The sequence below is a fragment of the Nostoc sp. genome (assembly GCF_036917315.1).
Lineage (GTDB): Bacteria > Cyanobacteriota > Cyanobacteriia > Cyanobacteriales > Nostocaceae > Nostoc.
Window position 1 is genome coordinate 111614 of record NZ_JBALDR010000013.1, and the last position, 21481, is coordinate 133094.

A 21481-nucleotide genomic window follows, 5' to 3' on the forward strand; every position below is an offset into this window, starting at 1 on the left:
GAAGTATAACTGCTGCTGACTAAATCTTGTAAAAGACTGACGCGATATCTACGACGGGCTACGCCTACGCACCATGTTTGAGCCAAAATATGATAACTGTTAAGCTGTTAGCTTTAGCACAAAATGGGGAGGAAATTTATGGAGTATAATTTTCAAGCGCTCGCTGAACTTTACAAAAACGCTCTCCTCAACGATGTCCTCCCTTTTTGGGAAAAATATTCTATCGATTGGCAGCAAGGCGGCTATTTCACTTGCCTCGATCGCGAAGGCAAAATTTATGATACAGACAAATTCATTTGGCTGCAAAACCGCCAAGTATGGACTTTTTCAATGCTTTACAACCAGTTAGAAAAGCGCGAAAATTGGCTAAAAATTGCCAGCAATGGCGCTAATTTTCTCGCCCAACATGGCAGAGATAGCGATGGTAACTGGTACTTTGCCCTCACCCGTGAAGGAAAACCATTGGTTCATCCTTACAACATCTTTTCTGATTGCTTTGCAGCGATGGCATTTAGTAAATATGCACTCGCTAGCAGCGAAGAATGGGCAAAGGATGTAGCAATGCAAGCTTATAACAACGTATTACGCCGCAAAGATAACCCAAAGGGTAAATATAATAAAACCTATCCCGGCACACGCCCGATGAAATCATTAGCTGTACCAATGATTTTAGCCAACCTGACTCTAGAAATGGAATGGTTGCTGCCAAAGGAAACACTAGAGAATGTTCTAGCTGAGACAGTCCGGGAAGTGATGACCGATTTTCTCGACCAAGAACGGGGGCTAATGTACGAAAACGTTGCCCCTGACGGTTCCCATATAGATTGTTTTGAGGGAAGGCTGATTAATCCAGGTCACGGTATCGAAGCTATGTGGTTCATCATGGATATCGCGCGTCGCCAAAACGATACTAAAACTATTAACCAAGCCGTTGATGTGGTGCTAAATATCCTGAATTTTGCTTGGGATAGCGAGTACGGTGGACTGTATTACTTTATGGATGCAGATGGTCATCCCCCACAACAATTGGAATGGGATCAAAAGCTGTGGTGGGTTCACCTAGAGTCTTTGGTTGCATTAGCGATGGGCTATCGGTTGACAGGGCGTGAGGTGTGTTGGGAATGGTATGAAAAGATGCACGATTACGCCTGGTCACACTTTGCTGATTCCGAATACGGTGAATGGTTTGGCTACCTGAATCGACGTGGAGAAGTATTGTTGAACCTTAAAGGTGGCAAATGGAAAGGATGTTTTCACGTACCGCGTGCATTGTATCTTTGTTGGCAGCAATTTGAGGCGATCGCTACTCCTTTGCAATAGACTCTTACAAAATCCATGTTCATAACCACAACTTAAGCTGTAGTAACAACGGCTTTAAGGTTATACCGTTTCTTTGTGAAGTTGCGCCAAATCTCTTAATTCTTAGCGTACTTGGCGCTCTTGGCGGTTTGTTCTTCTTGCACTATAGGCGCATCTTCATACAGAATTGGTATAAGTAGTATTTCGCCAACAGTATCGTTATCTTGGCAGACATCCACAAACGTGCGAAAACGAAAACTGAACCGTAACAGCAACGTAAAGCTGAATTGTCTCGTCGTGCGATCGCTTGTTTTTAAGCTAACCTCACAAAATCGTGTTGTTCCAATTTCTTATTTGCAAGCTACAGCACCTATGCCAGTTTAGCGTTTCATACAATTGATACCTGAGCAGAACAAAAATCTAAGTGTAAATAGGCAGAAATAATTTAGAAAGTTTATTAATAAATTTAAATAAATCCTGTAAGACTATAACTAATTAATAAGGATTATATAAATATTATTTATATATGTAAATACCTGAAAAATATTGCATTTGAAAAGCTTGATAATTATAAGAATAAAGACTATATAGCGAATAAAATTCCATATATTTACTTACTAAGCTTAGTTTGGGAAAATGAGCCATATAAATACTGAATCAACAGCAAAAAAATTGTCATGGATATCTGCTATCTTCCAAAAGTGCGGTTCTTGAGGAATCAATATTATTTGTTGACGGCGACAGTCTAAAGATATATCTTGCTGATTATAACTTCCATAACGAATATTACCAGATTGCAATTCATATAATCCCGCTATTAACTTAACTAAAGTACTTTTACCACAACCTGATTGTCCAATTAAGGCTGTTACTTTTCCCCCAGGAATGATGAGAGAGAAATCTTTTAATAAATTAACTCTACCTTGATGATGAAAATTCAGGTTAGTACAAACAATATCTGTATTAACAGTGATTTCCGCCCAAGGTTTTTTACACTCTTTCTCATCCTCTGTTGTAGCATCTAAGACTTCTGTGAGGCGTTGAATTACTACTTGAGCAATAATAAATTCATTAACTAAGCCTACCACCGAACTCAAAAACCCTAAGAAATTTCCACTCATGCCGTTAAAAGCAAGTAATTGACCTATACTTAGAGTGCGATTAATTACAAAGTAGCTGCCTAACCAAAGCAAACCAATATTTGTCAAACTATTGAATAGAGTTGTAACGGTGGTACTGTAAAACCCTAGCTTCATGGTACTCCACTTAAAATTAGCGAGGCGACCGTAATTAGCTTGATACTCTTCCCAAGCTTGAGGAGTACCTTGGGTTGTCTTAAGTATTTGGATACCGCGAAAAGTTTCTACAAGAAAACCTTGAATTTCTGTATTTAAAATAATAGAAGCACGGGTTTTTTGTCGTAAAGCTGGTAAAAATAGCCAATTAATACCCATAACTATTATAAAGACAAATAAGGAAGCTAAAGAAAGCTGCCAACTATAAAAAATCATTATTCCCAAAGAGATGACAGCGATAAAAAATTGACTGGGTAAACCCAAAACAATTTGAGAAACTAGATTATGAACTCTTTCCATATCATCAATGCGGCTAACAACTTCCCCACTGCGACGGGCTTCAAAATAAGATAAGGGTAAGCGCAGGAGTTTATACCCGTAATCTAAAATTAATCCTAACTCTAGCCTTTGAGCATATTGTCCTACTAAGTGAGATTGAACAATCCCAATAGCAGCTTGAAAAATATTTAAGGTAATAACCGCAATGGCTACGGTAGTTAATAACTGTATATCTCCCCTCACCAAAACATCATCTGTGAGGAGCTGCATCATTAAAGGATAAGCTAGAGAAAGAAGTCCAACTACAATATTGATTGCGATCGCTTCCGCAAGTATTTTGCTATAGGGTAAAACTCTTTTGAGGAAACGTCCAAAGCCGTCTATTTTATCCGACTCCTGTTGATAAAAACGAGTTTCATCTGGAGTTAATAACAGCATGACACCATTCGTCCATCCCTCTAATAACTCTTGATGGTTGAGCTTGCGAATACCTACTGCTGGGTCGGCGATAACATATTTCTGATCTTTTTGTGCGTACAAAACAACCCAGTGATATCCTTTCCAGTGAATAATGGCAGGCAGAGAAATTCTATCCAAGCGTTCTATTAATTCAGGAGTTGCTCTGACTGGACGGGCATTAAAACCTAAGTTTTCCGCTCCTCGTCTTAAACTAAGCAGAGTAGTACCTTGCTTACCTGTACCTACTAATTCCCACATTTTGTTGATGCCGAAGGTTCTACCGTAGTGTTGTGCTATGGTTGCAAGGCAAGCAGCACCACAATTTGCGAGTAAACGTTTGACTTCTGCTGAAGACGCTTTGCAAGCCTTAAATAAACTAGGAAATACATCTCAGATTCCCAGGATACAAAGTAATTCATCCCCTAGAAAACCTGCTGACAGTAAAATTGTCTTGACTAAGAATGCTAACTCTTTAGAAATTCTCATCCCACCTAAAGGTTTCCTTAGCCAAAGAACTATTATGAATTTAGTTATATTTATACCAATTATTTTATTTATCCCTGTATTGCCAATTTTTATTGATGGTAACATTGTTAACTTGGGATCTTTGGCATCTTTTATATTATTTTTATCCCTGATAATTTTATTATTTATTTTTATTTTGATAGGTATTTTTGGTAAAAAGAAGCTTTGTATTAATCATCAAAAAATTATCTTGATTTATGAATTGTTCGGAATTAAACGGTTTCATCCATCTCCAAGTTTGAGACAAGATATTCTACGTCTAGAACGCGGTAAGGATACATATAATCAACCTTGCTTGACAATCTGGGCAGGAATAAAAAAGTATGATATTTTAAGTGGTGAATTTTATTTTTTTCCTGCTACTCCTCCAGAACTTGATTGGCTAGCTTATGAACTTAGCGATTGGCTAGGCTTACCAATTACTAGAGAGTAAACTACAAACTAAATTCGGCTGCGCCATCCTCATCCACATCTGCATCCTTACCCATAGCAGTAGGCTTAAATTTAGAGCAATGAATTAATTCACCAAACGCAATTCCTGGATTTTGATGAAGAATATTCAACACACTCATAAAATCTCGCACAATCTCCCCTGGTGTCATTAATGCTTCTGCACCCAAGCGATTAATAATTTCTTGCACAAACTCCTTCAACTCCCGATTTGTCAAAATCTGTTCATACCCAAAATTTAGTGCATGAATCTCAGCTAAACGTTGCAAAAGCGTCAAAATTTCTGCTTCACTCAACGGATTTAGCCGAATCACTGGCCCTAAATGTTCCTGAACATTAGCTTGTGCAACAAAACGACTTTCTTTTGTACGTCTTTGCCAAGCTTGGTCTGCAAAAAGTCCCCGTTTGGGGTCTTCTAAAAATTTAGTTGTTCCACCAACAACAATGCCAAGATGTTCTGCTTTGCACTGCATAGTATCGTTAAACATTGCCAGGAGTCGATTATAATTTTTTTCTCGTGTAACAGTGGTAGATATTTGATATAAATGTACGGCTTCATCAACTAAAATTAACAGTCCTTTATAACCAATCTCGGCTACAAATTTCGCAAACAGTTTTATATAGTCATACCAACTATCATCATCAATAATTACCCGCACTCCTAAAGCTGCTTTCGCCTCAACTTTAGTAGTAAATTCTCCCCGCAACCAGCGCATTGCTGCATTTTTTAAATTATCATCATCCAATCTATAGCCACGCCAATAAGCGATAATCACGCTACCAAAATCAAAACCGTGAACTAAATCTTCAATATACTGAACTACTTCCCTAATTTTCGATTCAACTTGGTCATCAAAACCATCGTCATTCGGACGCATTTCAGTTTCTTTAACCACTTCTTGTTGAATTTTATTAATCCATCCTTCTAAAATTGAGACTAAAGCACCACCATCAGGACGAGTTTTTGTAGCTAGATGGCTCATTAATTCTCGATAGGTAGCTACACCTTCATGGTTGCTTCCAGCTAATCGCCGTTCAGGGGATAAATCAGCATCAGCTACTACAAAACCTTGCTCCATAGCCCGGTTACGAATTAGTTGTAATAAAAAACTTTTCCCTGAACCGTAGTTACCAATTATGAAGCGGAATGCTGCGACACCTTCTGCAATATCATCGAGATTTTGTAATAGGCTTTTGAGTTCTTTTTCTCGACCTACTGCGATATATTCAACTCCCACTCTTGGTACTACTCCCGCACCAAGGGAATTGATTAAAGCAGTGGATATTTTCTTCGAGATTTTGAGCTTTGCCATGTATTACACTTCACTTTATTCTAAACGCAGAAGCACGCAGTAAGTAGGTAAGGGATATCATCTTACTACTAAATCTTACGACGGCAATAACAATTTAAATTGACGAAGTATGTCTGGCCATGAGACCTTCATATATCGCAATCATTTTTTTGACATCTGTTATATGCTCCTGATAAACTTTTGGACTTTCGGAATCAGAATTAATTATTAATTCACCAATAGTATCATTTGCCCGTTCATTTATAGAATCGATTAATAAATTTGGCATAGTGATATTTGCTTCGGCAATTTTTTTAATAGCACTATTGGGATTATCTTGTTCAACTATAGCTTTTAATACTTGTAACTCATGTCCTGGAAGATTTTCGAGAAAATTAGTCCATTCTTCGGGGATATTTACCGATGTCTCAACTTTTGAATTTTCAATTACATCTGAAGATTCCATTATTTCCGAAAATGGAAATAACTCAATATCATCATCTTGGGAATTATCAGAGAAAGGCTCTGGATTCAATGTTTCTACTTGTTGTAGTAATTCCCATACTTGATTTTGTAATGAGTCTCGTTCTTCTTGCAATAATGAAACTTGTCCTTGTAATTGCTGTAATTCAGCTTTGTGTTCTGCTAGTTGGGTTTGTGAAGAATCAAGAATAGCTTGGATATTTTCTCTTTCGGTTTTCGTTGCTACAAGCAATTGATTATTTTGGGTTGTCTCAACTTCTAGCTCTTGAATTGCAATTCTCAGTTCGTATAATTTTTCTTCTAATTGGGGTTTGAGTCTGCCTAAAAGAGTTAAATTACTTTCGACTTCCTGTTTTTCGTGTTGTAGCTCGGAAATTTGACTTTGCAATTGAGTGATTTCAGCACGAGATACATTACAATTGGACTCTAAACGGCGCTTCTCTGCTGTGAGGATAGAAAAGGCATTGTTCAATTCATTTTGATTATTCTGCAAATTATGAATTTCAGTTTGCAGGCTACTAACTTCTGTTTCTAATTGCTTCTTTTGTCCGGCAAATGTTCTTAATTCTCTATGTAGACTATCTCTTTGGCTACGGCTTTCTATGACTTGATTTTGCAGCTGTTGTGATTCAGCATATAATAAATTATGATGTTCTTCAATTTGATTTATTTCTCTGACAACGCGAGCCTTTAATCCCTCCATATCTTTAATTCGCTTGCGTAGAGAACCTAAAACATACATTTCATAATTTCTGCGCCGCTTGTCTATGAATAATGCTGTTGTATGGATAGTAACGGCAGTAATTACACCTGTGAGAAAGGCTTTATTAAAATCCCAGCTTGGGACAAGGCTAAGACCAAAACTCACACTAAAGGCAACTATCACTAGTATAAATCTATTGCCGATCGTTACTGATTGCATATTGCTGGTTTTTAGCGTAGTAAAATTATCTGAATAAGTAGCTCTCATAGTAATTTATAATTCGTAATTCGTAATTCGTAATTAAACAACACATATACATAAAATACTTAATGCAAGTGGTTTGTAATTCATTGTTCTGTTTGGTTATTCAAGATATTTTTCCCAGATTTGGTATCAGAATTGTTATGAAATCTCTAATTTTAGTTAATGGTACATAATATTTTTTTGTAAGTTACAAAAAAGCGCAATCATTAATGAAACAATTTTAATATTAAGTGTTGGATATATTTTTATTTGCATGAAAAAGTGTTAAATCTGCTTTTAAAAAATCAACAAACTGCCGTGCTGTACGTCCAGAACGACCATTATGACGAGTTGCCCATTGTAATGCCTGAAATTCCAAATCTTCTTGGGTAATATTAATTTCAGCTTGTGCCACTAGATGTTGTACAATTTTTAAATAAGTTTTCTGATTAGCTGGTTCAAAAGTTAAGGTTAAACCAAAGCGATCGCTAAACGAAAGCTTCTCCTGCATCGTATCCCAGGCATGGATTTCTTCGTTATCCTTAGGGGTAGGTCTATCCACAAAAAACTCCCGAATCAGGTGGCGGCGATTGGAAGTAGCGTACACAACTACATTTTGCGGCCGCGCGGTTAAATTACCTTCTAAAACTACCTTGAGAGCTTTAAAAGCATCATCATCTTCTTCAAATGAAAGGTCATCGACAAAGATAATAAATTTTTGTGACACACCTCGTAAATGTTCCACGATTTCTGGTAAGTCTTTTAAATCAGATTTTGCCACTTCTAATAAGCGGAGGCTGCGATTGCTATATTCGTTCAACAAAGATTTCACTAAAGAAGATTTGCCAGAACCGCGACTACCGTAAAGTAATACATGCAGTGCCATCTCTCCTGATAATAAAAACTCTGTATTTTTCAGCAAAGCATCTTTTTGAGATTCATAACCGACAAGGGCACTCAGCTCAATTTGGTCAGAATACCGGATACCGATAAACTGCCCAGATTGCCAGCGTAAAGCGCGATATTCTGCAAATAAACCAGAGCCACATTGCCGATAATAAGCTGCTAACTCTTCTACAGCATCACCCCAATTATCTAACTCTTGTAGATATGTAGTGAATTTTGTCTCTACTCCTAGCAATTCTTGCTCTTTATACCACACTACTGGTGAAATCGGCATATAAGCTACGTCTTGTACCCACTCGCTCAAAGAAGCGCTGCTACATTCATAGAGACTTTGCAATATTTGTAAATCATGCTGAACTGCTGTTACTAAAGCTGAGGGCAAATCTTCAAATTCTCGCACTCCCGCCAGCCTTGTAAAGGGATTCTCACAGAAGAGAAGTTGAGTAATTAAATAGTCTTCCCAGTTTTGATTTTTAGCAGCTAAAGCGTGGAAGTAACTGCCGTAGGCTTGGAGACAACCTCGTGCATCGGTGTTAGTGTAACGTATAGCTTGCAACAGTTCCAGAAACGCCATCCCGACTTCGCCTTGGAGAACAGACTGGTACAGTAAAAGTGAGGCTGCTTGGCGCTGGAGATATTGAACCTTTGTATATAAGGAAGTACTTGCCATTGGTATCGCTAGATTATTTATCAATCAACTGTGTGGTATAGCTAAAGAGCTATGGTAAATTGTCTGCTGACCCTGGCAGTAAAGTCAAAGTCTACATAGGTTTTAACAATGAATTTAGGTATAGTTGCTGCTTTTGCCTACGGCATATTAGCGATTGTTGGTGGCGTTATTGGCTATATTCAAGCTACAAGTAGAGTTTCACTCCTAAGTGGTAGCATTAGCGGTTTATTACTAATACTTGCCGCTTACTTTCAACTCCAAGGACAAACTTGGGGTGCGATTTTAGCAGTGTTAGTTACTGCTGTTTTAGTAGTTTTCTTTGCATTTAGACTGGCAAAAACACGCAAGTTTATGCCTGCGGGATTAATGACGATTTTGGGTATGCTGGCATTGGCGGTAATGGTGAATCAATTTGTGGCTTTAAGGTAGCATTAGTCTCTCAGCAATAACCACCCTCCTGTTTTTTTTGGTATGGCATGACTTTCTCTGCTTTGAATTATATTAGTACATTTATATTACTGTGGGTTGTTATACCATTTCACAAAAAATATGATACAGATGCAAATGCCCAAACCTATGCTACGTCTTACTTTCTTAATTTTGAATTTTGTTAGCGCAGCGTAAAGCCTTCTCTTCGAGAGGCTTCTCTTTCAGAGACGCTAACGCGAACGCCAACGGTATGGCTTTGCTTAGAGCGAGCCGCGTACTCTTACAGAGAAGCAAGCTACGCGCAGCGTCTCGTAGAGAGCGTCATTTTAAATTTTGAATTGGTATTACCCTTGCCTTTGAAAAATACCCTGTTTCAAGCTTGACAAAAGTACACTTACATAAGGTGTGCTCATGTAGGCTTTGTTTGCGATCGCCCATAGTCATCTACAATATGTAGGTGACAAAAATAACGTGACAACAGGGTTTCCAGACATCAATTCTGAAAATTAAATCAAAAAATAATTACTAATTGCTAAAAAACTCCGGTTTTTTTGGCTTTGTGATGATAAATAAAAGTAATAGTGTTGAATGTCATGCTTCGGATCGCGAAGGATTACTCAAATTCTTCGCTGCTTTGAGGATGACTACTGAACATCAAACAACATCTGCTACCAATCAGTTTTTTTGCTGGGGATGCTTCTTTGCCACAAAAAAAGGCTCTACCACAAAACTTACTCTAGATGTATCTAAGTAACTATGCCGATCAAGTGTAAAGATGTCACGGTATCTGGGAGCCAATTTTAAAGGAATTGCAAAGGACTTGGTGCCATTTTGGCAGGTTTTTCTCCCAAATATGAGATATTAGTAGATTGTAGAAATCTTTATTGTTATTCACATCTCTCTTCTTGCATTAGTTCCTATCTACTAAAAACTCTTAAGACCAAGCAAATTTGACACGATAAGTTTAAGTAATTTAATGAAGTAGGAAATAATACATGGTATTATCACTGTCTTCTCATAACGTTATCCAGTATCTGCAAGACGCGGGTCTGTGTAGCTCAGAAGATGGCCCATCAGACAAATCTGAGTTGCCAGGAAGTAGTCAGAACAATTTCAATTTACTAGTGACTTTAGCAAATAATCGCCAACTGCTCGTAAAACAAGAACGTAACGTTAACAACAATGACGGCGCGCCTCATGAATTGTTTCAGGAGTGGCTGTTTCACCAATTGCTACAACAGTTTCCAGTTCTAGGTAATACTTCAGCAATTGCCCCATTGGTAGTGCATTTTGACGAAGAAAATTCAATTCTTGTCCGTAGCTACTTGAATGAATATCAAGAGCTTGCGAAATTGTACCACAACAATGAAATTTTTCCACAAGAAATTGCCTCTGCCATCGGCACAACTTTGGCGGGACTGCATCGCGCCACCTACAACCGCCGAGAATATCAGGATTTTATGGCAACTGCTCCCCAAGGAGAGTTTCGCTACGGGTTTTACAATCCAGCTCAAGGGGTAGGGTCGATTGGGCCAGAGATTTTTGGGACTGTTCCCACGGATGCACTAAAATTCTATGTTCTTTATCAACAATACGAGAGTTTGGAATCTGCGATCGCAGATTTGGCATATAGCTGGAATCCTTGCTGCTTAACTCACAACGACCTAAAATTGAACAACATTTTGGTTCATTCCAGGTGGGAGCAACTAGACAATTGTCTTATACGACTAATTGACTGGGAAGCTTGTTCTTGGGGAGACCCAGCCTTTGATTTAGGAACTTTACTGGCAAGCTATCTAGGAATTTGGCTTAAGAGTCTGGTAGTAGACCCCACCATTGAGTTAGAAGAATCTCTACATTTGGCGTTAACACCGTTAGAGATTTTACAACCTTCAATTATTGCCTTAATTAGGGCTTATATAAATGCTTTCCCGATGATTTTGGAATACCGCAGTGACTTTATTTCGCGCGTTATCCAGTTTGCGGGGCTGGTACTAATTCATCAAATTCAGGAGATGATTACGTGCCGGAAACACTTTAATAATGTTGAACTCTGTATGCTGCAAGTAGCTAAAAGTTTACTTGTAATGCCAGAGCAAGCTGTATTGACCATTTTCGGGATGTCAGAGTCAGAAATCCTGAATCCTGTGGCAAAGATTCATAAATTTCCTCAGCCTGTGAAAGAGCAGCAGTTACTTCGGATTTATTACGAGAAAACTCGGCTACGTGGTTGTTAGTAATAGGTAGCAGAAAAGTTCAAAAAGAACATACAATTTTGTATTCTGTATTCTGACTCCTGAATTCTATTTTATTAAAGTTTGATTTCTGAATGGATTAATGCTAAATTCCTCTATCAATCAATCGCTAAATTCCCTATTTGATATTGCTCAAAATATCCAGATTGAGTCTAATTTTTGTATTTACCATCCCAATTATCAACCCTTCGCTCTGCCAACTAAAATAGCCGATAGATTTCAGCAAAATTCCGTAGATTTACAACAGAAGTATCTCACTCTCCTGCTGCGAAATTTCCTCTACGGAATCTATTATAATGGCTCCCTACAAAGTACTTTGGCAGTCAATACTGATAATACTAATTGCCCGCAAAAGCATAATTTAGCAGATAATTCTATTTTGGAGATTGACTGGGACTTTTACGAACAATTGCACGCCAGTAATCACGGCATAGGTTACTTTGACCCTCGATGGCAGGTGTTGCGGAAAGAACCTGATGGGACTATGGCTGTGACTAAAGGCGGTTTAACACTTTATGTTGAGCCAGATTGCCATTTAGAATCCAGTAAGAAATCTACCAAAGTTGGTGATATGGTAGCAATCTGGATGCCCAAAAATAGACTGCAAAATGGCTGTTACTTAGCAGTTAGCAATGTTGGGCAGGAACGGCAAAGCAACCCAGACGCCGATTTAGGAGCAGGGCGAATCTACTTTAACTTTACGGCATCTGGTGCGATCGCTCTCATGGAAAGCTTGACGCTGCAACTAAATGCAGCCTCGATTCCCTTTAGTTTTCAGGTTCTCCACAACCCCAGTGCATACGGACGCTATGATTCGGGGCTACTCTACTTTGAACTCCCCGATTATCCAGCAATCCGCACAATCCTTCAGACTGTTTATATCGAAAATCAATCCCATTTCCAGCCCGAAATTCCTTTGTTTACCAAATTTTTAGCTCCAGGGTTAGGTTTAGCCGAAGAACCAACCCAAAAATTTGCCGCACAAGAAAGTTTTGGGATGAACCGTTGCCAAATCGTTGCAAATGCTTTGTTAGAAGCTTGGCAAAAAGGTAAAAATGCGATGGAGGAACGGATGAGGGTTATTGATCAACACTTTGCGCGACACCTAATTGATTTGCAGCGTCCTTATCTTAATCCCAGTTCTGAGGATATATATAAGCCGTTAAATTGATGGAGAGTGTGAAAGAGGCAGGGGAGCAGGGGAGCAGGGGGGAGAAAATAAAAACAGAAAAGGGATTAACCCCACCTGTTGGGCTAGCTTCCCGTAGGGTACGAGAACTACTTATAACTTATATATAAGTGGATGTACTCAGACCCATTTTCCGCTCTGATTCACGGCAGGGGTAAAAGGTCTTTTCCTCCTCTGCCCCTCTGCCCCTCTGCCCCTCTGCCCCTCTGCCTCCTCTCTATACCCAATTCAAAATTCCACAATTATCGGCACATGGTCGCTAGGTTGAGTTAACTTTCTCGGTGCGACATCAATAATGCAACTTGTAGCACGCTCATATAGGATGGGCGTGAGATAGTGGTGGTCAATTCGCCAACCTAAGTTACGACGAAAAGCGGCAGAGCGATAATCCCACCAGCTATAATTTCCACCCTCTGTAGTGAATTTGCGAAAAGCATCGGCAAATCCCAATTTCAGAATATCCCGTAAGGCTTGACGCTCTGTTTCTGTTGCCATAATGTGATTTTCTGTACTCACTTGCTCGTGAATATCCTTATCTTCTAGGGCGATATTGAAGTCGCCGCACACACAAATTGTGGATTCTGACAACACCAGCAATCGCAAATACTCGTGTAGCGCTGTCAACCAGCGCAGTTTGTATTCGTATTTCTCAGTTCCTACCGCTGCGCCATTAGGAACATATAAGTTTACAATCCGCACACCCTCAATTACACCAGTAATCACGCGCTTTTGCTCGTCCCATTCGTGATGTAAATCTGGCAAAATCGCCCTAAACCCGCTACTGACATTTACGAGTGGCTGGCGGCTAATCAGGGCTACACCATTATAAGATTTTTGTCCTGACATATAAAGGTTATACCCTAACTCCTCAAAAGGCGATCGCGGAAATTCCACATCCACAACTTTGGTTTCTTGCAAGCAGAGAACATCAACGGGATTTAGGGTTAACCAATCGATAACCTGTTCAAGGCGAGTGCGAATTGAGTTGACGTTCCAAGTAGCGATTTTCATTAGTTAATTATCAGGATTTTTGTAAATTACTAATTACAAATTATGTAATTATTGTACAATTACTTAATATTTATAATTTCTTTTCCATTTCCCAATTACCTTTAAATGAAGCTTTAATGACTTGATCCCATTGAAGATATTAGTATTGTCAGCTACAAAACATTCAATTTTGTAAGTTCTGCTACAAAACATTCTACCTCTTTATGATCCCCAAGACAGATGCAACAACTAATAGATTAGCGATACGGTTAGAAGTGTAGCTGAAAGTTGACTTTTGCCGATAGTCAGTTAGATTTGTTGGTAAAAAATTTGCGGTACGGTTAACCGTTATTGCGCTTTTAATAGCCTGTTAGGTTAATTTAAATGTCAAAAGAGTAAGTACAAATGCTCTTTACTCATAAAATAATGAACTAGATCATTATTGAGGACAATTTCATAGACTGAACCAGAAAAACTTATGAAAATCGCTCAGGTTGCCCCCTTATGGGAAAGGGTTCCACCTCCTAATTATGGAGGAATAGAACTGGTAGTGAGTCGCTTGACTGATGAACTTGTTCGTCGCGGTCATGAGGTAACTTTATTTGCCTCTGGTGATTCTCAAACTTTGGCTCATTTAGAAGCAGTTTATCCACGTGCATTACGCTTAGACCCAAATGTGAAAGAGTATGCAGTGTACGAAATGCTAGAACTAAGCCAAGTTTACCAGCGTGCCGACCAATTCGATATCATCCATTCTCATGTAGGAATTTCGGCATTACCTTTAGCGAGTTTGATAACAGCAACTGCTACAGTCCACACCCTGCACAATAATTTTACAACTGACAACCGTCACGCATTTAGCTACTACCAAAAGCAACCATACATCAGCATTAGTAATTCCCAGCGTCAAATCGATCTCAATTATGTTGGCACGGTTTATAACGGAATTGAGCTAGCAGATTACCCATTTGTAGCTCAACCCTTAGAACCTCCATATTTAGCATTTTTAGGCCGTTTTTCGCCAGATAAAGGCCCGCACCATGCGATCGCCATTGCTAAACAAAGTGGTTGGCGCTTGAAGATGGCAGGAAAGGTTGATGCAGTACACTCAGAGTTTTTTGAACAAGAGATTGCTCCCTACATAGATGGTGAGCAAATTGAATATCTCGGTGAAATTAACCACGCCCGAAAAACTGAACTTCTGGGTAATGCTGCGATAACTCTTTTCCCCATTAGCTGGCAAGAACCTTTTGGTTTAGTAATGATTGAATCAATGGCAACTGGTACGCCAGTAATTGCCATGAATTTCGGCTCCGTACCTGAAGTTATTGCCCACGATAAAACAGGTTTTATCTGCAATAGCTATGCAGAAATGGTGGCAATGATTCCACCAGCTTTGGAACTCAATCGTCAAACCTGTCGAAAACACGTAGAAAACAACTTTAGCGTTAGCCAGATGGTTAACGGATATGAAGCTGTTTACAGACAAATTATTAAAGACCGCATAGAATCGAATGGCCGCATTCATGCAGCTAACATTCAGTTTTAATCAACTGCTTTTTTGACTTAGTTTAAAACAACAATTTTTTTAAGGAGGACATTGGTATGAGTACGAGAGCCAACACTTGCCCATGCTGCGGTGGTTCCCTCCTACGTCATGCCCGTCATGGTGAACTATATTGGTTTTGCCTGTCGTGCCGACAAGAAGTACCGCTGTTAACTGTACCGCTATTAAATACTACTCGCCTGCCTAATGTGGAAACCCGGAACACCGGAGTGGTCGCCCAGCCAGCGGTGAATACCTAGTATCGCAAGGCGGAAGTCAAAAGTTACGCATTCAAAAGTTTTGTATATCAAGGCTTTTGCAAGTTTTCAAATGGTAGCTTGATTTACGCCGCGCTGTACTAGTTTTTCGCCATTTTCGTATTCATAAAAGCTTACTATAAATCAAGGCTAATTTGTTTAAACCTATCAACCAACTTCAACTGGTAAAATCAGATGAAGCTAATTGATAGGTTTAAAGTTTTGCTAGCAGCGTTACTTCATGGTCAAGAAGATTTACGCCTAGAGGAAGTTTCTGACCCCACTCCGGCGGCTGGCGAAGTTGTGATGCAAGTGGGGACAGCAACAACTTGTGGTACAGATTTGAAAGTCTGGCGGCGTGGTGGTCATGCCAGAATGCTGATACCGCCAACCCTGTTTGGTCACGAAGCGGCTGGACGAATTGTTGCCTTGGGTGCTGGGGTGACAAATTGGCAAGTAGGCGATCGCGTCGTCGCTAATAATTCTGCTCCATGCATGAAGTGCTTTTTTTGTCAACGCCAAGAATATTCCTTATGTCCAAATTTGACCTGGAATAATGGGACTTTTGCCCAATACTTAAAAATTCCTGCACCGATAGTAGAACATAATTTGTTGCAGATTCCCGATGAGTTGCCGTGGGAATTGGCAGCGATGACGGAACCTTTAGCTTGTGTGTTGCATGGTGTAGCGCGTTCTAATATTAAGCCCAAAGATAAAGTAGTCGTCTTGGGAGATGGGGCGATCGGGCTGATGTTTGTGGCGGCGTTGAGTGAGAAAGCTGAGGTTTTGCTGTGGGGAGGTAATAACCACAGACTAGAAATTGGTCAGAAATTGGGTGCAACCCAGACCTTTAATTATCATCAAATTCCAGAGATTACCAGTGTGGTGAAAGAACTTACCCAAGGATGGGGCGCAGATGTAGTAATTGAAGCTACTGGTGTCCCAAGTGTTTGGGAAACTGCGATCGCCTGCGCTCGTCCTGGTGCAACAGTCAACTTATTTGGTGGATGTCCGCGGGATACCAGTATTACTGTGAATACAGAACAGCTACACTATAGCGAACTTACCATCAAAGGCGTGTTTCATAATACACCAGAGTATGTGCGATCGGCCCTTGCACTCATAGCTAGTCGCAAAATTCCCTTTGAGTTACTTATTAGCGAACAACGACCATTAAAAGATTTAGAACAGGTGTTTTCTGATATGAAGGCGCGTAAAGTAATTAAGGTGGCCATGATTCCTTAGTTAGCCTAACAAAATTTTTATAATAATTGCATCTCTACCAACTAATAATAAATCCTTATGGCAAACACTATTTCAATTACCGATTCTCTAGTTCCTAATCCCGTTCCTAAATCAACAATTATTCGTTTGGAAAATATCTTTAAAATATATGGCAGTGGCGAAACTGAAGTCAAAGCACTTAACGATGTTAATTTAACTATCAACGAGGGCGAATATTGTTCAATTATGGGGCCTTCTGGTTCAGGTAAATCCACAGCGATGAATATTATCGGCTGTCTAGACCGACCCACAGGCGGACATTATTACTTAGATAATATTGATGTGGCGCAAATGGATGATAAATCTCTGGCACATATCCGTAATAAAAAGCTGGGTTTTGTCTTCCAACAATTCCATTTATTACCCCAACTCACAGCATTAGAAAATGTGATGTTGCCAATGGTTTATGCTAGTGTGAGTCCGAAAGAAAGAAGCGATCGCGCAACAGAAGCCTTGACGCGAGTAGGTTTAGCAAATCGCCTCAACAACAAACCAACTCAACTATCTGGTGGACAACAACAAAGAGTAGCGATCGCGCGGGCGATCGTCAATCGTCCCGTGGTACTCCTCGCCGACGAACCTACAGGCGCACTTGATTCGCGCACAACCCAAGAAGTCTTAGATATTTTTGGCGAACTCAATGCCAGTGGAATCACAGTTGTCATGGTAACACATGAACCAGAAGTCGCCCGTCAAACCCAGCGCATCGTTTGGTTCCGTGATGGTCAAGTAGTACACTCCAACCTCACCCCAGCCGACTTGAGTCAGTTAGCTGTCTCGTAGGTTCTTAAAGTCCGCCTCTGCGGACTTTAGTTTGGGTAGTCGCGACTTCTAATCGCCAAAGCTGATTACAAACTTGACGTTTTTCCAGTTTCTGCTTGCGTTTCGATTGGTTTAACATCGGTGTAACCCACTTCACCAGCTATTGTCCGAAACACTGACATTTGCTCTTCAAAATCTAGTCCTTCAATTTCGGAAAGCAGATCGTTAACTGCCTTACTTGGCTGGTAACTAGACGGTATTCCAACCACTGTATCCCCCATAGCTACCGCCCAAGCATACCAAACTAACAACTGGTTGTTTTCTTTGATCGCCCCATAAGCACGAGAATATTCTGTGTCTTTGCGGTTAACGATATCCCGCATAATATCTAGTTGCTGCTCATCGGATAATTTAAAATAATCTCCGAGCAGAAGTGGTGCTAACTCTGGTTCAGCCGCAGCGGGCGCAGCTGGCGTGATCGAATCACCCATTTTTTTATAAACAAAATAGAACCAAGCTAATTTGGCATCGGTATCTAAGGCGTTAAACCGATCCACCAATTCTTGAGTTTCATTGCTCTGGGCTTGAGAAATAGTTTTATCGTAACTTGCAGTCATTATTATTTGTCCCAAAATAATTTAATAGGCCAAACTAATTGTTACCAGAGTTCGGCAATCAGATTCTACTATCGATAGAAAGAGTTAAATTTATGTAAATTTGCAGCTTTAATCTACCTTTTAATAGAGGTAAAAGTCTCTCTATAGGAAGCAAGAAAGTAACCAATTGCTTTGCTATGATTGCTCAAGTAAACAATAAAAAATTTACCTAAAGGTTTTAATTATGCCCGATCAAGAAGTAAAGCCCAATTTAAATGAAGCTTCCACCCAGGATGCGCAATTAGCTGCCGAAAGCATAGCTAGTGGTGAAGAAAAAGCGCCAACGGTGAATTTTGATGCTGATTATGCAGCTGCACAAAAATTTAGCGTGAGCGAAGTCGATCGCACAGGTAAAGGTGCAGCAGCAGCCGAATCAGCTACTGCACCTAACTATCAAACCTCTAAGCCACAAGAGACAAAAACTCAAACACAGTCAACTGGCAATCCTGATGATTTTCTAGAGTCAGCAAAAGAAGTTGGGAATTCTGAGACTGGGGATGCAACTAATGTCAGTGATGATTTAGTAAAACAAGCTTTAGAAAAGGGCGAACGGAAAAATTAATTTTTCCTGATATCTTGCTATTTTGTCAGATGGGCAATGTCACCAATATGAAAATTGAGGTTCTCGGTATTAGTAGACATTGCCCACTCTACTATTTCGGTCGATTGTTAATCCACTTTTGACTATTTATTAATTAACGACTGTTCATCACTTCTAGTAGTTCGCTAGGTTGCTGAATTAAATAATCTGGATTTTGCTTGGCTAGTACTTCCGATGAGTTAAAGCCCCAAGTGACTGCAATCACTTGGATATTTGCTTTTTTTGATGCTTCTATATCTCTGGTTTCATCTCCAACATAAATAACTTCTTGAGGTTTGAGTTGCTTTTGCCTCAAGACATTATTTATAATAGTTGTTTTGCCAAAAATTGTAATTCCTGAGTAAATAAAATCAAATAGGTGATTTAAATCATTGATTGTGAGGAATTGGGTAACATTTTCTTTAGAATTAGAAGTGATAATACCCAGTTTATATCCTTGATTTTGGAGTTCTGTTAATGCTTCCTTAATTCCCACAATTGGCTTTAATTCTGGTATTTTGTTTTTTAATTCCCCTTTAACTTGTTTAACTAGAAAAGGGATCTTAAATAGAGAAACTCCTGAGTACTTAATGATTTCCCTAGATGTTAAGTTCTTGAGAAAGGCTAATTGTTCTGGGCTTATTTGTTTATAACCAAAGTCTATAGCTAAACGATTAGCAATACTTACAAGGGCATCTACTGTATCAGCAATTGTGCCATCAAAATCAAAAATAATTACTTTCTGGGTCATTCTTCTGCCTGGATGCGTCAAGATTAGCTAGGGCGTTGCGTCGTAACATTTCTGGCTTAATCCGCCGCAAGGCAGATGCTGGAAATCGTTTATCCCACTCCCGATCTGAGATTTGGGCTAATTCTAGCAGGTGGGGAGCAATATTCCCAGGATAAGGCTGAAACTCTTCAATATCTGTTGTTTGGGCAAAACGTTGATTCCAAGGACAAACATCTTGGCAAATATCGCAACCAGCAACCCAGCCTTGCAAATTAGATGCGATCGCCTCTGGCAATTCCTTGTCACGATTTTCAATTGTATGATAAGCAATGCAGCGATTAGCATCGACAACAAAAGGCTGAGTAATTGCACCTGTGGGACAAGCTTGAAGACAACGAGTACAGCTACCGCAGTGTTCTGTATGCGGGCGATCGCTCTCTAATTCTAAATTGGTCAACACTTCTCCCAAAAATACCCAAGAGCCATATTCCCGTGTAATCACATTACCATTCTTGGCAATCCAACCAATTCCAGCAAGTTGAGCCAACACTTTATCTGGCACTGGGCCAGTATCTGCATAATAAAGAGCCAATACGCCTGGATCGAGTGATTTTAGCCATATAGATAGCTGCTTGAGTTTTCCATGCATTACCTTGTGATAATCCCTTCCCCAACCATAACGGGAAATTTTGGCGTATTCCTCACCTTCAGGACGTTGATGTGGTGTGTAGTAATTCAGGGCTACACACACTAGCGATCGCGCCTCTGGCATCACTAAGCGGATATCCTGACGCTTGGGATTAGCCATCCATTTCATATCAGCGTGATAACCCAGTTCAATCCATGCTTGCAACCTCTGCGCTTCTGTGGCATTTACCCGATCTACAGCAGTAATTCCAACTTTGTGAAAGCCCAACTCGCTGGCTTTTTCTTTCACCAGACTGCTGCTCGTTACAGAATACTGATTCATTTTTTTATCTGGATTTTGCCCAAATAAAGGCGTTTTAATTATATATGATGTAGCCAATACCTTTAATTAAGATTTGTTAATTGCCCAATATATAGCCTGTCTTAAACTGCATAGTAGTTCAAAACTTCCATCGTTAGGAAGATTTATTAAAATGTAGCAATCTATCTCAATAGCAGCTTTTTTTTTACTTATTTTTGTATTGAAATTAATATTCAGATAGCATAATACAGGTAATTTTATGACCTCTACTGAATTTATATCGCCAGCGCAGTTGAAAGAAGAATTCCAGATTGAGGGAATTACAGAATCAAGCGTACTGCGTTATTTTGAAACCTTAAATGCAGGAGAATTTGAGGCAACTGCTGCCTTATTTGCGATAGATGGTGTGATGCGTCCGCCATTTGAATCCGATTTTGTCGGGACAGATGCGATCGCAGCCTACTTAAAACAAGAAGGTCAAAACATCAAAGCTTACCCGAATACAGGAATAGTCGAGACTTTGGAAAATGGTGATATCCAAGTCCAGGTAACAGGCAAAGCACAAACTTCGTGGTGTAGTGTCAATGTCTTGTGGCTATTTATCCTCAACCAACAACGGCAAATTTCTTATACTAGAATTAAACTTTTAGCTTCCCCCAAAGAGTTACTTACTTTACGTCGTGAAAATTAAGTAGCAAATAACTAGCAAGGGCAAAGTTTTAAACCAATATTTATTACCTACTCACGCAGGATTCATAGCTTTATTCCGACTCCTGAATTCTTCCTCATAAATAGCATGACTTGAAAAATAGTCACTTTTGTCTATTGGACTAATTCGGGTAAAGTAGCTTCTAACTTCAGACAGTTGGCACCATTAACCTGCAACTTGTAATCTACTTTATCCATGAGACGATTCATAATCAGCCAACCATAACCACCTTCTTGCTTTTCCATCGGGTTTGGAGCGTAGTAGTTAGACATATCAAAGCCTTCGCCGTAGTCCCAAATTTCTAGGGCAAAATCCCGGTCTTTCACTTCTAAACGCAGTAATATGGGTAAATTTGGTTGGTCTTTGTGGGCATGACGGACTGCATTAGAGTAGGCTTCCACTAAAGCCAGTCTCAAACGACTTGATTGCCGCGACCAATCCACAGATTCTCCTAGCTGAATTTTCAAACATCCCAACAACCAGTTTTCAACAATATTCAGAAAATTCAAGTCGCTTGGTACATGAAGCTCACTTTTCATGA

The 21481-nt window shown here is 39.6% G+C and carries 21 protein-coding genes; 11 read left to right on the top strand and 10 right to left on the bottom strand.

The window, feature by feature from the left end; all coding sequences use genetic code 11:
* Nucleotides 1–138 precede the first annotated feature (138 nt).
* Nucleotides 139–1320, top strand: a complete 1182-nt coding sequence (locus tag V7K84_RS06785) for an AGE family epimerase/isomerase (protein ID WP_334837052.1) — start codon at nt 139–141, stop codon at nt 1318–1320.
* A 95-nt stretch (nt 1321–1415) separates the two neighbouring features.
* Here V7K84_RS06785 and V7K84_RS06790 read toward each other — a convergent pair whose 3' ends face one another.
* Nucleotides 1416–1574 carry a hypothetical protein gene (locus V7K84_RS06790; RefSeq protein ID WP_334837053.1) on the bottom strand — a complete coding sequence of 53 codons (159 nt, stop codon included), beginning with the start codon at nt 1572–1574 and terminating at the stop codon, nt 1416–1418.
* A gap of 348 nt (nt 1575–1922) precedes the next feature.
* Nucleotides 1923–3629, bottom strand: coding sequence for a peptidase domain-containing ABC transporter (locus V7K84_RS06795; protein WP_442940932.1), 1707 nt, complete (start codon nt 3627–3629; stop codon nt 1923–1925).
* Between V7K84_RS06795 and V7K84_RS06800 the strand changes: the two genes are divergently transcribed.
* The gene (locus V7K84_RS06800) at nt 3628–4290 is read left to right on the top strand and encodes a hypothetical protein (protein WP_334837054.1); all 663 of its coding nucleotides are present in this window, start codon (nt 3628–3630) and stop codon (nt 4288–4290) included. The genes V7K84_RS06795 and V7K84_RS06800 overlap by 2 nt on opposite strands.
* Nucleotide 4291: 1 nt before the next feature.
* Here V7K84_RS06800 and V7K84_RS06805 read toward each other — a convergent pair whose 3' ends face one another.
* The 3 genes from V7K84_RS06805 to V7K84_RS06815 all read right to left on the bottom strand — a co-directional run bounded on the left by V7K84_RS06805 (nt 4292) and on the right by V7K84_RS06815 (nt 8604).
* On the bottom strand, nt 4292–5620 hold the full coding sequence (locus tag V7K84_RS06805; protein ID WP_334837055.1) for an ATP-binding protein: 1329 nt from the start codon (nt 5618–5620) through the stop codon (nt 4292–4294).
* 94 nt (nt 5621–5714) lie between these two features.
* Nucleotides 5715–7052 carry a tellurite resistance TerB C-terminal domain-containing protein gene (locus V7K84_RS06810; protein ID WP_334837056.1) on the bottom strand — a complete coding sequence of 446 codons (1338 nt, stop codon included), beginning with the start codon at nt 7050–7052 and terminating at the stop codon, nt 5715–5717.
* Nucleotides 7053–7275: 223 nt separating this feature from the next.
* Nucleotides 7276–8604: an ATP-binding protein gene (locus V7K84_RS06815; RefSeq protein ID WP_442940929.1), complete on the bottom strand. Its 1329-nt coding sequence runs from the start codon at nt 8602–8604 to the stop codon at nt 7276–7278.
* Between the two features lie 108 nt (nt 8605–8712).
* On the opposite strand from V7K84_RS06815, the gene V7K84_RS06820 reads away from it, so the two are divergent.
* The 3 genes from V7K84_RS06820 (at nt 8713) to V7K84_RS06830 (ending at nt 12459) form a co-directional block, all read left to right on the top strand.
* The gene (locus V7K84_RS06820) at nt 8713–9033 is read left to right on the top strand and encodes a TMEM14 family protein (RefSeq protein WP_334818207.1); all 321 of its coding nucleotides are present in this window, start codon (nt 8713–8715) and stop codon (nt 9031–9033) included.
* A gap of 995 nt (nt 9034–10028) precedes the next feature.
* The gene (locus tag V7K84_RS06825; protein ID WP_334837057.1) at nt 10029–11270 is read left to right on the top strand and encodes a phosphotransferase family protein; all 1242 of its coding nucleotides are present in this window, start codon (nt 10029–10031) and stop codon (nt 11268–11270) included.
* Nucleotides 11271–11370: 100 nt separating this feature from the next.
* Entirely contained in the window at nt 11371–12459 is a 1089-nt protein-coding gene (locus V7K84_RS06830) for a T3SS effector HopA1 family protein (RefSeq protein ID WP_334837058.1), read from the top strand.
* 246 nt (nt 12460–12705) lie between these two features.
* Here the strand turns inward: V7K84_RS06830 and xth are convergent, their stop codons facing one another.
* Nucleotides 12706–13488, bottom strand: coding sequence for an exodeoxyribonuclease III (xth, locus tag V7K84_RS06835; RefSeq protein WP_334837059.1), 783 nt, complete (start codon nt 13486–13488; stop codon nt 12706–12708).
* A gap of 457 nt (nt 13489–13945) precedes the next feature.
* Here xth and V7K84_RS06840 point away from each other — a divergent pair, with 457 nt between their 5' ends.
* From V7K84_RS06840 to V7K84_RS06855, 4 genes are all read left to right on the top strand, one after another.
* A complete protein-coding gene (locus V7K84_RS06840) occupies nt 13946–15016 on the top strand; it encodes a glycosyltransferase family 4 protein (protein WP_334837060.1) in 1071 nt (356 codons plus the stop codon).
* Nucleotides 15017–15072: 56 nt separating this feature from the next.
* Nucleotides 15073–15273: a hypothetical protein gene (locus V7K84_RS06845; RefSeq protein ID WP_334837061.1), complete on the top strand. Its 201-nt coding sequence runs from the start codon at nt 15073–15075 to the stop codon at nt 15271–15273.
* 219 nt (nt 15274–15492) lie between these two features.
* Nucleotides 15493–16515 carry a zinc-dependent alcohol dehydrogenase gene (locus tag V7K84_RS06850; protein ID WP_334837421.1) on the top strand — a complete coding sequence of 341 codons (1023 nt, stop codon included), beginning with the start codon at nt 15493–15495 and terminating at the stop codon, nt 16513–16515.
* A gap of 57 nt (nt 16516–16572) precedes the next feature.
* Nucleotides 16573–17337 (top strand): ABC transporter ATP-binding protein, encoded by a 765-nt coding sequence (locus V7K84_RS06855; protein ID WP_334837062.1) that lies wholly within the window; start codon nt 16573–16575, stop codon nt 17335–17337.
* 65 nt (nt 17338–17402) lie between these two features.
* On the opposite strand, the gene V7K84_RS06860 is transcribed toward V7K84_RS06855, so the two are convergent.
* Nucleotides 17403–17933 carry an orange carotenoid protein N-terminal domain-containing protein gene (locus tag V7K84_RS06860; RefSeq protein WP_334837063.1) on the bottom strand — a complete coding sequence of 177 codons (531 nt, stop codon included), beginning with the start codon at nt 17931–17933 and terminating at the stop codon, nt 17403–17405.
* A 223-nt stretch (nt 17934–18156) separates the two neighbouring features.
* Between V7K84_RS06860 and V7K84_RS06865 the strand changes: the two genes are divergently transcribed.
* On the top strand, nt 18157–18534 hold the full coding sequence (locus V7K84_RS06865; RefSeq protein ID WP_334837064.1) for a hypothetical protein: 378 nt from the start codon (nt 18157–18159) through the stop codon (nt 18532–18534).
* 133 nt (nt 18535–18667) lie between these two features.
* Here V7K84_RS06865 and V7K84_RS06870 read toward each other — a convergent pair whose 3' ends face one another.
* Nucleotides 18668–19303: an HAD-IA family hydrolase gene (locus V7K84_RS06870; protein ID WP_334837065.1), complete on the bottom strand. Its 636-nt coding sequence runs from the start codon at nt 19301–19303 to the stop codon at nt 18668–18670.
* Complete coding sequence (queG, locus tag V7K84_RS06875; RefSeq protein ID WP_334837066.1) at nt 19278–20252, bottom strand: tRNA epoxyqueuosine(34) reductase QueG; 975 nt, start codon at nt 20250–20252, stop codon at nt 19278–19280. Before queG ends, V7K84_RS06870 begins: the two co-directional genes overlap by 26 nt.
* 238 nt (nt 20253–20490) lie before the next feature.
* Between queG and V7K84_RS06880 the strand changes: the two genes are divergently transcribed.
* Nucleotides 20491–20922, top strand: a complete 432-nt coding sequence (locus tag V7K84_RS06880; protein WP_334837067.1) for a ketosteroid isomerase family protein — start codon at nt 20491–20493, stop codon at nt 20920–20922.
* 131 nt (nt 20923–21053) lie between these two features.
* On the opposite strand, the gene V7K84_RS06885 is transcribed toward V7K84_RS06880, so the two are convergent.
* Nucleotides 21054–21479 (bottom strand): ATP-binding protein, encoded by a 426-nt coding sequence (locus V7K84_RS06885; RefSeq protein ID WP_094351551.1) that lies wholly within the window; start codon nt 21477–21479, stop codon nt 21054–21056.
* Nucleotides 21480–21481: the final 2 nt, after the last annotated feature.

Excerpts from the sequence above, each read along its gene's own strand:
- V7K84_RS06785 (WP_334837052.1), top strand. The coding sequence starts at position 139 with ATGGAGTATAATTTTCAAGCGCTCGCTGAACTTTACAAAAACGCTCTC.
- V7K84_RS06800 (WP_334837054.1), top strand. The coding sequence starts at position 3,628 with ATGGTTGCAAGGCAAGCAGCACCACAATTTGCGAGTAAACGTTTGACT.
- V7K84_RS06805 (WP_334837055.1), bottom strand. The coding sequence starts at position 5,620 with ATGGCAAAGCTCAAAATCTCGAAGAAAATATCCACTGCTTTAATCAAT.
- V7K84_RS06810 (WP_334837056.1), bottom strand. The coding sequence starts at position 7,052 with ATGAGAGCTACTTATTCAGATAATTTTACTACGCTAAAAACCAGCAAT.
- V7K84_RS06815 (WP_442940929.1), bottom strand. The coding sequence starts at position 8,604 with ATGGCAAGTACTTCCTTATATACAAAGGTTCAATATCTCCAGCGCCAA.
- V7K84_RS06820 (WP_334818207.1), top strand. The coding sequence starts at position 8,713 with ATGAATTTAGGTATAGTTGCTGCTTTTGCCTACGGCATATTAGCGATT.
- V7K84_RS06825 (WP_334837057.1), top strand. The coding sequence starts at position 10,029 with ATGGTATTATCACTGTCTTCTCATAACGTTATCCAGTATCTGCAAGAC.
- V7K84_RS06830 (WP_334837058.1), top strand. The coding sequence starts at position 11,371 with ATGCTAAATTCCTCTATCAATCAATCGCTAAATTCCCTATTTGATATT.
- xth (WP_334837059.1), bottom strand. The coding sequence starts at position 13,488 with ATGAAAATCGCTACTTGGAACGTCAACTCAATTCGCACTCGCCTTGAA.
- V7K84_RS06840 (WP_334837060.1), top strand. The coding sequence starts at position 13,946 with ATGAAAATCGCTCAGGTTGCCCCCTTATGGGAAAGGGTTCCACCTCCT.
- V7K84_RS06845 (WP_334837061.1), top strand. The coding sequence starts at position 15,073 with ATGAGTACGAGAGCCAACACTTGCCCATGCTGCGGTGGTTCCCTCCTA.
- V7K84_RS06855 (WP_334837062.1), top strand. The coding sequence starts at position 16,573 with ATGGCAAACACTATTTCAATTACCGATTCTCTAGTTCCTAATCCCGTT.
- V7K84_RS06860 (WP_334837063.1), bottom strand. The coding sequence starts at position 17,933 with ATGACTGCAAGTTACGATAAAACTATTTCTCAAGCCCAGAGCAATGAA.
- V7K84_RS06865 (WP_334837064.1), top strand. The coding sequence starts at position 18,157 with ATGCCCGATCAAGAAGTAAAGCCCAATTTAAATGAAGCTTCCACCCAG.
- V7K84_RS06870 (WP_334837065.1), bottom strand. The coding sequence starts at position 19,303 with ATGACCCAGAAAGTAATTATTTTTGATTTTGATGGCACAATTGCTGAT.
- queG (WP_334837066.1), bottom strand. The coding sequence starts at position 20,252 with ATGAATCAGTATTCTGTAACGAGCAGCAGTCTGGTGAAAGAAAAAGCC.
- V7K84_RS06880 (WP_334837067.1), top strand. The coding sequence starts at position 20,491 with ATGACCTCTACTGAATTTATATCGCCAGCGCAGTTGAAAGAAGAATTC.
- V7K84_RS06885 (WP_094351551.1), bottom strand. The coding sequence starts at position 21,479 with ATGAAAAGTGAGCTTCATGTACCAAGCGACTTGAATTTTCTGAATATT.